This is a genomic window from Cytophaga aurantiaca DSM 3654, from assembly GCF_000379725.1.
Classification (GTDB): domain Bacteria; phylum Bacteroidota; class Bacteroidia; order Cytophagales; family Cytophagaceae; genus Cytophaga; species Cytophaga aurantiaca.
Genome location: NZ_KB903626.1, coordinates 24,609 through 39,392, shown reverse-complemented (window position 1 = coordinate 39,392; position 14,784 = coordinate 24,609). Strand labels below are relative to the sequence as shown.

At 39.2% G+C, this 14,784-nt stretch carries 12 protein-coding genes; 7 read left to right on the top strand and 5 right to left on the bottom strand.

Going from position 1 to position 14,784, the window contains the following annotated elements; genetic code table 11:
• Window positions 1-166 precede the first annotated feature (166 nt).
• From A3EE_RS0105525 to A3EE_RS0105500, 6 genes are all read left to right on the top strand, one after another.
• Window positions 167-547, top strand: a complete 381-nt coding sequence (locus A3EE_RS0105525) for a RidA family protein (protein ID WP_018342442.1) — start codon at window positions 167-169, stop codon at window positions 545-547.
• Between the two features lie 135 nt (window positions 548-682).
• The gene (gene gltX / locus A3EE_RS0105520; RefSeq protein ID WP_018342441.1) at window positions 683-2,230 is read left to right on the top strand and encodes a glutamate--tRNA ligase; all 1,548 of its coding nucleotides are present in this window, start codon (window positions 683-685) and stop codon (window positions 2,228-2,230) included.
• 11 nt (window positions 2,231-2,241) lie between these two features.
• A complete protein-coding gene (locus tag A3EE_RS0105515) occupies window positions 2,242-2,445 on the top strand; it encodes a hypothetical protein (protein ID WP_018342440.1) in 204 nt (67 codons plus the stop codon).
• Between the two features lie 31 nt (window positions 2,446-2,476).
• Window positions 2,477-3,130 (top strand): phosphatase PAP2 family protein, encoded by a 654-nt coding sequence (locus A3EE_RS0105510; protein ID WP_018342439.1) that lies wholly within the window; start codon window positions 2,477-2,479, stop codon window positions 3,128-3,130.
• Window positions 3,130-4,860: an ArnT family glycosyltransferase gene (locus A3EE_RS0105505; protein ID WP_018342438.1), complete on the top strand. Its 1,731-nt coding sequence runs from the start codon at window positions 3,130-3,132 to the stop codon at window positions 4,858-4,860. The genes A3EE_RS0105510 and A3EE_RS0105505 overlap by 1 nt, the downstream gene beginning before the upstream one ends.
• 91 nt (window positions 4,861-4,951) lie before the next feature.
• Complete coding sequence (locus A3EE_RS0105500; protein WP_018342437.1) at window positions 4,952-6,172, top strand: Rossmann-fold NAD(P)-binding domain-containing protein; 1,221 nt, start codon at window positions 4,952-4,954, stop codon at window positions 6,170-6,172.
• A 2-nt stretch (window positions 6,173-6,174) separates the two neighbouring features.
• Here A3EE_RS0105500 and A3EE_RS0105495 read toward each other — a convergent pair whose 3' ends face one another.
• The 4 genes from A3EE_RS0105495 to A3EE_RS0105480 are packed head-to-tail and all read right to left on the bottom strand — an operon-like array spanning window position 6,175 to window position 11,733.
• A complete protein-coding gene (locus A3EE_RS0105495) occupies window positions 6,175-7,377 on the bottom strand; it encodes a hypothetical protein (RefSeq protein ID WP_018342436.1) in 1,203 nt (400 codons plus the stop codon).
• 1 nt (window position 7,378) lies between these two features.
• Complete coding sequence (locus tag A3EE_RS0105490) at window positions 7,379-8,224, bottom strand: outer membrane beta-barrel protein (protein WP_018342435.1); 846 nt, start codon at window positions 8,222-8,224, stop codon at window positions 7,379-7,381.
• Window positions 8,225-8,275: 51 nt separating this feature from the next.
• Window positions 8,276-9,976: a DUF1501 domain-containing protein gene (locus tag A3EE_RS0105485; protein ID WP_018342434.1), complete on the bottom strand. Its 1,701-nt coding sequence runs from the start codon at window positions 9,974-9,976 to the stop codon at window positions 8,276-8,278.
• Between the two features lie 11 nt (window positions 9,977-9,987).
• Window positions 9,988-11,733 (bottom strand): DUF1800 domain-containing protein, encoded by a 1,746-nt coding sequence (locus A3EE_RS0105480; RefSeq protein ID WP_018342433.1) that lies wholly within the window; start codon window positions 11,731-11,733, stop codon window positions 9,988-9,990.
• A gap of 321 nt (window positions 11,734-12,054) precedes the next feature.
• On the opposite strand from A3EE_RS0105480, the gene A3EE_RS20070 reads away from it, so the two are divergent.
• Window positions 12,055-13,962, top strand: coding sequence for a glycoside hydrolase family 44 protein (locus A3EE_RS20070; protein ID WP_018342431.1), 1,908 nt, complete (start codon window positions 12,055-12,057; stop codon window positions 13,960-13,962).
• Window positions 13,963-14,000: 38 nt separating this feature from the next.
• Here A3EE_RS20070 and A3EE_RS0105465 read toward each other — a convergent pair whose 3' ends face one another.
• Window positions 14,001-14,756: a TIM44-like domain-containing protein gene (locus A3EE_RS0105465; protein ID WP_018342430.1), complete on the bottom strand. Its 756-nt coding sequence runs from the start codon at window positions 14,754-14,756 to the stop codon at window positions 14,001-14,003.
• Window positions 14,757-14,784: the final 28 nt, after the last annotated feature.

Sequence of the window (14,784 nt, the reverse complement as noted above, 5' to 3'; positions counted from 1 at the left end):
CAAACTGTAAAATGCTGTATCAGCCATCTGACACTACTATACATAATATAACTCTTTTTTCTTAAAGAGTTCATATTTAGATGGTAATTCACGGTATATTCCCACGGACTTATATCCTGTTTTTCGCTACTTTTTTCGTATTTTTGTTGTTCAGATATGAATTCGCATGACAAAGAAAATAATTAATACCACGAAAGCTCCGGAACCGATCGGGCCATACAGTCAGGCTATATTAGCAGGAACTACATTATATGTTTCAGGACAGGTTGCATTTGATCCGGAATCAGGAAATTTAATTACCGATTCGATTCAAAATGAAACACATCGGGTGATGAAAAACATGGAAGCGATCTTAATCGAAGCAGGATATGGTTTTTCAGATATTGTAAAGTGTACCATCTTTGTTAAAGACCTGAATAATTTTGCAGCCATCAATGAAGTATATGGCAGTTATGTTGGTGATGCAAAACCTGCACGTGAAACAGTTGAAGTTGCCCGTTTGCCGAGAGATGTCAATGTTGAAATAAGTTGTATAGCTGTTAAATAGTTTCTAGGTACTAGCTTCTAGACTTGGAAAGATTATAAATTAAAATAAAATATAAAATACAGTTTTGTTATTCTTTTGTCTAGTACCTAGAAACTAGCACCTGGTAACTAAATAAAAACTGGAAACTAAAATAAGATGTCTACTAAACAAGTTCGTGTTCGCTTTGCTCCATCTCCTACGGGGCCTTTGCACATTGGTGGTGTTCGTACTGCTTTATACAATTATTTGTTTGCCCGCAAAATGGGTGGCAAAATGTTGTTACGTATTGAAGATACAGATCAAAACCGTTTTGTACCTGGTGCTGAAGCATACATACAGGAAGCCCTTGCATGGGTAGGAATTGTAATTGATGAAGGAGCAGGAGTTGGCGGTCCGCATGCACCCTATAAGCAATCAGAGCGTAAGCCGATGTATCGTGCCTATGCAGATAAACTTATTGCAGAAGGAAATGCGTATTATGCATTTGATACATCCGAAGAATTAGATGCCATGAAAGAACGATTGAAAGCTGCGAAAGTAGCTTCGCCTTCGTACAACATGGTAACGCGCATGCAGATGAACAACTCATTAACCTTGCCTGAAGACGAAGTGAAAAAACGTCTTGAAAGAGGGGATGAATATGTTATTCGTTTGAAGGTACCTCGTAAAGAAGAGATCCGTTTGAACGATATGATCCGTGGTTGGGTAGTAGTACACTCTTCAACCATTGATGATAAAGTATTATTGAAATCAGATGGTATGCCGACATACCATTTAGCAAATATTGTAGACGACCACTTAATGGAGATCACACACGTGATCCGTGGTGAAGAGTGGTTGCCGTCTGCGCCGTTACACGTATTGCTTTACCGTTTCTTAGGCTGGGAAGATACGATGCCACAATTTGCACACTTGCCTTTATTGCTGAAGCCGGATGGTAATGGTAAACTAAGTAAACGTGATGCAGATGCTGCAGGTTTTCCTGTATTCCCGCTGGATTGGAAAGATCCTGCATCGGGCGATACCTGGATGGGTTTCAGAGAACAAGGATATTTACAGGAAGCAACAACAAATTTCTTAGCGTTCTTAGGCTGGAATCCGGGCACGCAGCAAGAGTTGTTTACGATGGATGAGTTGATCGAAGCATTTACAGTAGAACGCATCGGTAAATCCGGAACGAAGTTCGATATCAATAAAGCAAAATGGTATAACCAGCAATACATGCGTCAATTACCGGATGCTACGTTAACACAATTGTTGAAAGAAGAGGCAGACAAGCATCAGGCAACATACGATGTTGCGAAACTTCCGTTGATTGCTCAGATGCTGAAAGAACGTTTGACTTTTGCAAAAGATTTCTGGATCGAAGGACAATTCTTCTTTGAGTCTCCTAAAACATTTGACGAAAAAGTTGCAGCTGCAAAATGGAATGCAGAAGCGGTTACAGTGATCGTTGCATACAAAGATGCATTGACAGTTTATACAGGAGTATTTAACGCAGAAAATGTAAAGCACGTATTGCACGAAGTATTGGAGAAAGCAGATATCAAGATCGGTAAGATCATGCAAGCGTTGAGACTTGCTCTGACAGGTGTTGGTGCTGGTCCTGACCTGATGCAGCTTATAGAGATTGTTGGTAAAGAAGAAGCGGTTAAAAGAATGGAATTTGCTCTTGCAACCTTAGGTGAAAAAGTAAATTCGTAACACATATTCATATGCCTAGAAAGAAAAAAACTGATGCGGAAACCGCTAAACCGAAAGTATCTAAAGAACTGGAGGGTTTGAATATTAAGGTAAATTCTTTCGGGGAAATTAAAACAAATTACGATATCGATAAGATAAATGAATTTCTGAATAAATCTGTAGACGATAAAAAGCTGCGGGACAGAGACGATCTATCTGAAAATTCCGATACTTGATTTGATACTTCGTTAATTTAAATTAGTTCGTGTGAAAGAAATTCTTCAGCAAACGCGTATCTTCTTAATACTGTTTGTATTTTATTTACTTATTCCCGGCATTGCTTTATTACTGACTGCAAAAGGTGATTTTGAAATCTGGTTGAATTCCTTTCACACAACTTCTTTCGATAATTTTTTTTATTGGGTTACCTATTTTGGCGACGGCATCTTTGCAGCACTTGTATTAGTATGCATTGTACTGTTTGTGAACATCCGTCAGGGCCTCTTAATTACAATTATTTTATTAACTGTTTCAACAGTAACACAAATACTGAAACTGTTTGTTTTCCAACGTTCGGAACGTCCTTTAGCATATTTTAAAGATACCATCGAACTGCATTTTGTTCCCGATCTGGAAATTCATTCATCCAACAGTTTCCCTTCCGGCCATACTACCCAGGCATTCTGTATGTTCTTTCTGTTTTCGTTTTTTGTAAAGAATAAATCGTACCAATATCTGTTCTTTGTTATAGCATGTTTAGCTGCTGTATCACGCACATACCTATTACAACATTTTCTAATGGACATCTATGTAGGCGCAATTATTGGCACCATCGGATCGTTCATCTGTTTGTACATTGCTGAACAAAAAAATCTGCTCTCTAACCAGGCCTTAAATAAACCATTAATCAACATACGATAATGAATGTATTAACCGATACATCTTTTCGCACCGATAGAATTATAATCATACTCGTATCGGCTCTGCTCTTTATTCCCTTTATTGGATCTGTGCATTTATTTGACTGGGATGAAATTAATTTTGCAGAAGCTTCCCGTGAAATGATTATGTCGGGCGATTACACACACGTACAGATCAATTACGAAACCTTCTGGGAGAAGCCGCCGTTTTTTTTCTGGTTGCAGGTGATCTGCATGAAACTATTCGGTGTAAATGAATTTGCTGCACGTCTTCCAAATGCACTGACAGGTATTGCAACCATGCTTGCCTTGTATGCAATGGGCAGAAAGTTAGAGAACAGAAAATTTGCGTGGATCTGGATGTTGACGTACGCAGGTTCTGTACTTCCACATTTCTATTTCAGAACAGGCATCATTGATCCGGTATTTAATTTATTCATTTTTGTTTCTGTGTGGTTTGTATATCGACTTGCACAGCTTGGTCCGGATCAGTCAAAAGGGCGTTTAAAATTTGCAGCACTTGCTGGCTTCTTCGCTGGTATGGCGGTGCTTACAAAAGGTCCTGTGGGTTTGCTGGTTGTATTGCTTACGGTTGGTGTGTATATGATCGTTGCCCGTAAATTCTGGGCGCTTACCATTAAAGAATGGTTCTTCTTCTTTCTATTGGTAGGAACTGTCTCTGTTGCCTGGTTCGGATACGAGCTTGTAACGAATGGTCCGTTCTTCTTACAGGAATTTATCATCTATCAGATTCGTTTGTTTAAGACACAGGATGCAGGCCACGGCGGTCCGTTTTATTATCATGCACTGGTAATTTTGTTCGGTTGTTTCCCGATGTCGTATTTTGCATTCTTGGGTATTAAAAATAATGCAGACGATGCTGAAGCACGAAAGCAGATGCGTCTGTGGTCTATCATCGCATTTGCTGTTGTATTGGTTTTGTTCAGCATTGTTAAAACGAAAATTGTTCATTACTCTTCTTTTTGTTATTTCCCCTTATCGTATTTAGCGGCAACAGGTGTTGAACGTGTATTGAACGGCAGCAAATCGATTAATCGGTTTTTATTTATTGCATTGCTTTTAACGGGTATTATCATTGGACTTGCATTAACAGGCTTTCCCTTATTGGTGAAACATTTTGAAGGAAGAATGTTTGAGATCACACCGTTGATCAAAGATCCGTTTGCAGCAAAAAATTTCCTTGCACCGGTTATCTGGAGCGGATGGGAAAGCCTGGCAGGACTGGCTTACTTGATCGTATTCCTTACGGCTATTTACTATTTGAAAAAAGAAATTGTAAAAGGTGTTGTATTGATTTTCTTTTCAACGATTCTTTTTCATGAAACCGTGTTGCCATTGTTCTTACCTAAAATTGAAACCTATATTCAGGGAGAAGTAATTAACTTTTACGAAAGTTTTACAGACCGCGATGCAAAGCCAGCTTATGTTGAAGTGTATAATTTCAAAAGCTATGCGCATTTGTATTATACAAATAAGGCCCCTATTACAAATCCGAAAGCGAAAAAACTACATTGGCTGATGGAAGGCAATACCGATCGGGATGTGTATTTAGTTACCAAGGTTGGTAGAGAAGAAACTTTAGAAGTGCATCCGAACTTTAAAAAAGTTGGAGGTCAGTATGGCTATTTGTTTTATAAAAAGATCGACAATTTCGGAAAAAAGAAAAAGCAGCTGCCAACTTCAGACTCTTTGCAGGCAAGTACGTATTAAGTAAAAAGCTTCCAGTTACTAGGTTCCAGTTACGAGACAGATGTATAAAGAACTTTTATCTAGAAGCTAGCAACCAGCAACTAGTACCTAAATGATGACTAAATTAAAGATCGGCATTATTCGTGAAGGTAAAGTTCCCTCTGACAGAAGGGTTCCCTTGCTGCCTCAGCAATGTGTCCAGATCATGCAGCAATATCCTCATGTTGAATTTTTTGTACAGCCCAGCGATGTGCGCTGCATTGCGAATAAAGAATATCTTGCTGCTGGCATTCCATTACGAGAGAATTTAAGTCATTGCGATATTTTATTAGGTATAAAAGAAGTTCCGATCCATGAATTGATTTCGGGTAAAACATATTTATTCTTTTCACATACCATTAAGATGCAGCCGCACAATCAGAAGTTGCTTCAGAGTATTTTGGAGAAACGTATTACCATGATTGATTACGAAGCCTTGCGCGATGCGTCAGAGAAACGTGTGATTGCATTTGGTTACTTCGCAGGGATTGTTGGTGCGTACAATACATTTTTATTGCTTGGCAAAAAATACGATCTATTCAGATTGAAACCTGCTTATAAATGTTTTGATATTGATGAATTAAAAGAGGAACTGAAAAAAGTTACGTTGCCTCCATGCAAGATCGTATTGACGGGTGCAGGTAGAGTAGGGCACGGAGCCGAATTGATCCTGAAAGAAATGCAGATCGAAAAAGTTTCTCCGCAGGATTTTCTTACAAATACGTACAGCAATTCTGTTTATACGCAGATTGTTTCTTCGGATTACAATCAATCCAATAACAAAGATGCAGCATGGGATACAGATGATTTTCATGAGCATCCTGAAAATTATCATTCAACATTTATGCGGTATGCAAAAGTGGCTGACATTCTAATTGCCGGTGCATATTGGGATCAGCGTGCACCTAAGTTATTTACGAATGAAGACAGCAAGCGAACAGATTTTTCTATTCGGTTGATCTCTGACATCACTTGTGACATCAACGGCTCTATTCCTTCAACGGTGAAGTCAACAAACATTTACGATCCGGCGTACGACTTCAATCCGCATACGCAGGACATTGAAGCACCCTTTTCAGATCCGGGAAATATTACGGTAATGGCAATTGATAACTTACCCTGTGAAGTACCGAGAAGTGCTTCAGAAGATTTTGGAAATCAATTGATCAAAAATGTGCTGCCTGATCTGCTGCAACAGCCGTATGGTGCATTGATACAGCGTTGTGCACTTACAGTAAATGGTAAGCTGGGGCCGGGCTTTGATTATCTGAAAGCATATTCAGAGGGCAAGTAATTTTACCAGCCTAATTCATCTTTCCCTAATTTAAAAACAGCGATTCGTGAAAATCTTCCGGCTACCTGTGTTGTCGCAAGCACGGCAATACCGTCATCCGTAGTTTGAACAATATTTGCCATCGCATACGGATTTGTTGCTCCGAGATATTTTGTTCCGATTAATTGATTCGTAACAGCGTCGTATGCAAATAAGACAACCTGAGAACTTTTTGTTGTGCTTGCATACACAAGAATACTACGTCCGTTTAATGTCATTAATTTTAACGTGATCGGTGCATCGCGAATTAATTCAGGAATAAGAAATCCCTGCATGTCGCTGCTGGTAGAAAAAGAACCGGAAGTAACAGGCACTGTAGCAGAAGGAATAATAAAATTATCACCATAGGCATAACGTGATGTGGCTATGGTATTGCCGCCCATAGAAACAACACTGCTGATGCAACGTTCATCTCTGTATCCTTGTGCAGCGGCAGGATCATCTTCGGCATCCCAGTTGAAATCAAACATGCATAAGGAAAGTGTGTAGTTGTAGAAGCCGTTAAAGTAATATGTATTGCCTGAAAGCTTCCCATTTAAAAACGGATATTTTTTACCATTTCCTGTAAGGTGATCAATGATGGGTTGCTCCACATCGAAGCCACCGGAGCCAATACCAAAGGCGCGGCTTGCACTAACGGATCCAGTTGTAGAAACGCGTGTTACTAGTGTTTGCAAGTCGTCTTTATTGTAATGTTGAATAAGGAGTTGTCCGCTTGCTTCGTCTAATTCTACAGATAATGGATATTGAATCACATCAATGAATGCGTGTTGATCTGATTCTCCCGATTCGGATACTTCAAGGATATAGGTCCCAAGATTTTGTCTGTCCATACATACCAGATAATATTGATTTCCATTGCGTACTAAATTTGGAGCAGCGCTTACATAGATATCGGAGAGTAGTTCTGTAGCTTGTACCGCTCCGTCTTTATCAATCTTCATGATGTATACACCCGGGAACGCGCTAATCTCTATTTTAGCAGCACTTAAAATCAGGAAACCTCCATCCGATGTTTGTTCGATGTCTAAAGGCGTGTATTGATTGGAGTAGGTATTTTCATTATATATTTTTAAGAAGCCGGATGGTTTCGCCTCCTTATTTTTTTTCATATCACAACTAAATGCGATTGCAGCAAGTAATAGATATATAATTGCTTGTTTCATTTTAGTCTACCGCTTTATGTGCCGATGATGTTACGAATTTCATTGGGAACAAACAGCCGAATGAAATTGTAATGTTATTTAATTTTATATCATCAGATACATCTCCTGCTCCCGAAAGCGGATTTGCAGAATATCTGTTTTGAACATTGGAAATATTGTTTAAGCCTAAGCGGTAGGTTGCATCCAGTATCAGACGTATGTTACCGACCTTATACGTTGTGCCTAAGCCCAGGGCTGCTCCAATAGATGATTTAATAAATAAATTATCTGCTCCGATGATGGAGCTTGGTTGAGAAAAATTGCGACTCGTGCCGCCTGAATGATCTACTCCTTCAATATCCAATTGCTTTGTTGCTCCGTTGAGAATTGCATAATAAAAACCCGCCTGAACAAAAGGTTTGAATCCTCCGGCAACAATGTTGTACCGAATGAACAAGGGCAGTTCAATGTAGTTTAAATGTGTTTTCTGTGTATACGTTAGCTGCAGATAATTTTGTGCGCTGTTCGCATCTTGCCATTCATATGTATTGGAATAGCTGTAGATCTGTCTTCTATAATTTGGCTGAAAACTTGCTGTAAAATTTTCATAAGAGAATGAAAATTCTAAACCAAATGTACCTCCGGGTGTTGCATAGTCTTTGTATGTTTTTGTGTAATGCTCATCCGGATTGGATGGAGATACAAATGAAGAGTAGCTGTTTAGAACATTGGCTTTTGTGAAATTTAATCCTCCGCGTATACCAATGTAAAACTGTGTTTTTTCAAACGATTTTGATGGAGAACCGCTCGTGTGCTGTTGCTTTTTTTTATGTACCTGTGCCTGTCCCTGATAGGAACATATCAGCAAAAAGAAACATAGTATAAAAATAAATGAATTACGTAAACAACTTAACATACATTATCGTTGGATAATAATTTTTTTAGCGTCTTTGAAATAGGATGTTTCAATTTGGTAGAAATAGGTGCCTGGTTTTATTTCACGAACATCTACAGATATTCTGCTTTCGCCAATAGGAAATGTTTCAGAAACAATATTTTTAACCAGCTTGCCTGTACTGTCGTGCAGCGTGATTGTAACAACGCAGCTTGTATTGATATGGAATGTGATCTCTGTATAATTGGATGCTGGATTCGGGTAACAGTTATTCATGTAAAAACGATCTTTTACAAAACCATTCACACTTGTAATTAAATTATTATTTATAATAGGTAACGTTGTTCCTCTTCCAGGGTAGTCGCCCCATAGAATTCCGAATTCCGTATCAACCAGACTTGCGTCCACACACATCCAGTCCTTCAGGATACTTGCATACACTTGTCTGTAATCAAACTGCATGGCAACATTGTCTTGCGTCAGATCCGGATTTGTGCCGGACAAGCCAGGTACAACGCCTTTACCAAACAGCATCATTGGTGCACCAATGCCGTGATCGGTTCCGTAACTGCCGTTTGAATAAATTCTTCTTCCGAATTCAGATGTTGTCATTGTTAGTACACGGTCATCAATGCTGCGTGCTTTCAGATCGTCCTGGAATGCACGCATTGCAGAAGAGATGTGGTACATCAATGCAGCATGATTACCCATGGTAGCACTTGTTGTTTCAACTTGCTGCGCATGTGTATCAAATCCTCCCATGCGGATAAGATATATTTTTGTTTTCGATCCACCTTGTATCAGGTTTGCAATTATTTTCAATTTTGCAGAAAGCGGATTTTTAACACGTTGTGTTGGCGCATTTAATGGATACGAAACAGGATATGAAATATTTGGATCCGTTGATTTACCCTGGTTGTAGACTTGAAGAATCCGGCTGTGATATTCATCGGATTTTTCTTCCAGATTAAGGATCCAGTCCATTTCTTTTCCATAAGGAGAATTCGCCAAGGCAGCAGGTGGTATGCCGCGTGCATCTATTCCGGGTTTATCGTTATATCCGGGTAATGTATCAACCAGATCAAAGAAGGATTCCGGATCATCTATGGCTATTGACGTTGGTATGTTGTCATCCTGATGGAAGACAAGAGACAGATCATCATTGAATTCCAATGCCAATGGATCCGGCATGTTTGCATTTGGAAAATCGGTTGGATATATCTTAGGTGCGTAATTGTTTTTTAAATAACGGCCAGCCCATCCCGATGTCAGATAGTCGGATGCACCGCCGCCCATAAATAAAATATCTCTCCCTCTGAAATGAGATTGATTGTGATTTTCATACGATACACCTTGTATCATACGTACCATACCTTCATCGTACATACTTTTTACACCCACCATATCCGGATGTAAACCAATCTGGTCTGCGTTTGCAAGTGTATTGTCCAAACGGATAAATGCTCTTGAACCTTTATCGGGTATTGCAATGTTTGCCCGCACATTATAGTAGCGGTCGTAGTCTGAAACGGGCAGCAGCATATTGATTCCGTCATTGCCGCCGTGCAATTGTAAAATGATCAGTACACGGTCATTCGGACAGTTGGCCGCCAGACGTTGCAGCGGTGATAAGGTATCTGCAAGTACGTTAAAGTAAATACCATTGATTGCAAACGGCAATGCCGATAGTGCAGGTAGTTTTGTTAAAAAATCTCTTCTATCCATGACACGCTGAATTAATGAAGTTGAAATTCCGGTGATTGTAAAAGTGCATTTACCAAATCCTGTAACATGCCGCGGGCATCTGTTTTACTTGCAGGAATCGTATCTCCGTTGGTCCAGCTGAACTGCCAGAATACTAATGGCCCTTGTGGCAATGCTTCTCCTAATTTGAAGAACTGGACTTTAAAATAATTTAGTCGCTCGGTAGTTATCTCGGTTGTTTCTGCAGCAAGCGGAAATAAATACGAAATCAATTCCCGTATCAGTGCATCCGGATCTGCTGCTGTAGATGCAAACCGCAGTTTCATATATGCATACAGATCAATGTTTATTGCACCATCCATCATCATGTTGTCCGTGGTCATGCTTAAAAAGATAAAATTGTATCTTCTGTTCAATGCGTTGGTCGAGATCCACGCCCGGTTAAACATGGGATATTGGTGATAAGCATCAAACCCTGAAACATCTGTTGGGTTCATGAAATTCATACCCATGATGCGGAGCTGACTGAATAAATTATCTGTTGTTTTGTAATAAGACGATAATTGCGATGTATAATCCGGCAATGTATATTCGAAGAACTGCAGGGTCTCTGTAATAAGTTCAAGCGGTGATTTAATAATTGCTCCGAATTTATCGTTGCTTACATCCGCATCCATGAGATCATAAAAATGCTGACTGCCCAGCAGTTCTCTTATTACCGGTTCAATTTTATATCCACTTGCAGCAAATGTAGTAGCGAGATCCGTAATGACAGTGGCATCGAGGCTTGCATCAATGTCGTGGTATACAAAGTAGCGGTAAATTTTTCTGCAGATATTTTTCGGACATTCCGGTTGCGAGTAAATAAGATCAATAAGCTGGCTGATCTCATCGATCATGCTTGCTTCGGTTGCTTGTCCGCCGCTTAATAAAGCAGCGTTGGGTGTAATGGTTGCGTTATTAAATCGTGCGCTGAATTGTTTGGTTGTATTATCGTGTTGTGAGGCAATGTTTGTTGCATTAACTTTTGCCTTTCCTCTTGGAAGTCCTGTATCCGGATCAAGTGTTGAGAAGGTTGTATCTGTATCCCAGCCAGACATCACCAGAGCTGCAGCGCGAACATCCTCTTCCGTATAATAAATATAATCTCCCTGCGAAGTTGCTGGGGGAATGCTCCCTTGCAGACCTTTTCCCAGACTAAATAATTCAATTAATTCTCTTCCGAAGTTTTCATTCGGATCTCCCTTTACATTCAGCTTGCCATCTAATAAGATCAGCATGGCATTATCAATACTTACTTTCTTCGTTAGTTCTTTTAAATTAATGTCGGCAGCTTTACTACCATCTAAGGCATATTTTCTGAATAATACATTTTGAAAATAGAGTGCTCTGCTATTGCCGACAACTTCCTGTATGGTTGTTATATGTGTATGCAGGAAGAAAATGATTTTCTCCCGTACCATTGCCGGAAGCTTATTTGTAGTAGCAGCATCCTGTGCAAGCATCTGTTTCAACCACCAGCCTTTAAAATATTCCTGTAAAACAGAATCGGAGCTATTTGCAGCGGTGGAAGGAGCATTAACCCAGGTAGTACCTGATTTAAGATCAATTGGAGGCTGAGGCTCTGGAGTATCCGTAAACAGCTGACTTAGAGCTGCAGCAGGTGTAAGTAAAGCATAGCTATCAATGTCTCCTTTGTTAGGTCCATACGTTATGCGGCGCAGTAGATGTGCCGCACGCTTACGTTCAAGAATACCTGTAAACTGAACTAATGCCATATAAAAATCAGGGATAGGTTAAAACAATTTAGCGATTTTGTTCAATAGATAATAGGTATTTTTCAATTATCTCTCAGGCTAAAAATGATTTTACAAGATATTAAAATCAATGCATTCTTTTATTCTGAAGAACATCATATCAATTTTCCCAATTTCAATATTCTATATTTTTCATTCAGGCAATCGTATTTTTTGCTTGCTTTCAGCTGAATTGATCTTTTCACATGCATCCAATAACAATTATTCACGTAGAATATGTTAAGTTATAGAAGGAAAGAACGTGTAATTCTTACTTAACCGGTTTTTACGCACACGCTATTTATGAAAATACTTTATACTTCACTGTTTCTCTTTGCAAACCTGTTTTTTGTTGTTGCACAAACAACTATAACAATCGATCCTACAGCAAACCAACATAAAATTTCTCCCTGGATCTATGGCAGAAACAACAACCTTTCTGATGATCCTTCAAACCCGACAACTTCTTCGCAATGGCAATTGTACAGAGATGCCGGCTTGAGAATGTATCGGGAGAACGGTGGCAACAATTCTACCAAATATAATTGGAAAGCAAAGCTGACAAGTCACCCCGATTGGTACAATAATGTGTATGCGCATGACTGGGATTATACAGCAACAAGTTTGTTAAATAATTCAGCAAATACTCAAGGTTTATTTGCTTTTCAATTGTTGGGTAAGGCAGCATCTAATAAACAACATAATTTTAATGATTGGGTATATACGCAAGCAAATGGTTCTATTAATACTTCAGCAAATTGGGCCGGAGGTGGAGGGCCCGTTGCCTATGGAGGCAATGGTGGTAACGGCAATCCAAATCTTTATTTAGAAAATTGGACCGCAGATTCTACTGCTAAAATTTTAGATCATTGGTTTAATACCCTTGGATATGATAAATCTAGATTTACATACTGGAATATGGATAATGAGCCAGAGATTTGGTCGGGTACGCACGATGATATCGCTACTTCAGCCATTACTGCAGAATTATACATGCAAAAATATTTCGCGGTGGCAAAAGCAGTACGTGCGAAGTTTCCGAATATAAAACTGGTTGGACCTGTTTCTACAAATGAATGGCAATGGTACAACTGGAACAATTCAAAAGTTACCGATCCGCATGATGGAAATGAATATCCATGGATGCAGTATTTTATTAAACGTATTGCCGAAGAAGAGGCTGCTAGTGGTATACGATTATTGGATGTGTTGGATGTACATTTTTATCCGGGTACTGAAAATGATCCTTCAACAACCTTGCAGCTGCACAGAGTTTGGTTTGATGACCAGTATGTATATCCAAAAGCAAACGGAGTAAAAGTTACAGGTCAATATGGCTGGGACAATAACATTACAAAAGAATATTTCTTTAAACGTTGCGATCAATGGTTGACTCAATACAAAGGTGCAAACCATAATGTAACATTCAGTTTGTCTGAATATGGCGCGATTGCGAATGGGGGCTCTGAAGATGCAAATGTTATTGCGTGCTGGTACGCATCTCACCTGGGAGTTTTTACAGAGAACAAGGTTGAACTGTTCACGCCTTGGGATTGGTATAAAGGACAATGGGAAGTACTTCATTTGTTCAGTAAATATTTTGGCGAGGTTTCAGTGAAATCAACTTCAACAAACAACAATACAATTTCAGGTTATTCTTCCTTAACTGCAGATGGCGATTCGTTGATCATTGTTGTTGTGAACAGAGATCAATCAAATACACAGCCTGTAGTATTGAACCTTCAGAATTTTGTTGCTTCAGCAGGTACTGTTTCGGGATACCGTTTATCGGATTTGCCAAGTACGGAAACCTTTGTTTCTAAAACCACGAATGCCTTGCAGAATCTTACATTCACAGTTAGCAGCAACAGCGTATCTTTTATGGCGCCTGCCTTATCTGTTACGATGATCCAGATCCCGACCAATCAGCCTGTTTCCATAGATGCCAATATAACAACTGCGGTGAAACCTGCGGTTATTCAAGGGAATGTAACGCTGTACCCGAATCCGGCTAAAAATATTCTTCAGATCAACGTTGATAATGGATTACCGTATGAAGTGCTTGTTCAGAATATGCTGGGCCAGACTGTAGCAACGACAAAGTTTACTGGAGATGGTCAGATCGATCTTTCGGGTTATGCAGCAGGACAATATATTCTGCAGATCAGCAATGGTGAAACTATTACGGTGAAGAAATTTATAAAAGAATAAAAAATAAAACGGGTTCTGTTAAAAAAATAGAACCTGTTTTATTTTTCAATAAAATTTTTTGTCAGAACAATATCCTCGATTCGAACGGTATTATTAATTTCTTCTAACAACCATGTATTGTTGTTGCGCACAAAATGATAGGTATCCGAAAAAGGAGCAGTATCCCGATTCGGGTTTTCAGTAATCTCATTGCTGCGTTCGTTGATTGTATAATCGAGCATGGTTCCTTTGATATATGCTACGAAGCGGTCTTTTGAATCGTCTTTGAAATCTTCGCTGCCAATGATGGTTATGGCATCAATAGTAATAAAGGAGAGCATATTTTTCTCGCGGTTTTTCAACATCTGAGCGAGCAGAAGTTTATAATCTTCATACAATTTTACAGTAACTTGTTTTTTTACAAGATCCATATTTCTGCTCTCCCATGCTTTTTGCATAGCGTAAAATATTTTTTCTGTATGTTTTTTTAATTCATCTGCATTCCATACCGAATCTTTGTTTGAAGCGTGTGTGATGATTTTAGCAGCAAAAAGTGATTTCAATTTTAGTAAAGCGGGAATTGTACCCACAACAATTCCAACGACCACAATTATAATAATCAGTAGAGCACTGCTTACGGAACCGGAGGAATCATTTTGTGAGCTGTTGTAACCATGACTGGTATAAGAACGTCCGCCTCCGCTGCTGTGGCCACCACCACCACCATGACCGCCTCCGGCTCTGGCTAAAACATCATTCAGCAGAAGCAGGAATGAGACGAATAAAAGTAGTTTGAATAGAGATTTGAATTTCATTGATCCAGTTAAAGTAATGTAAAAATTT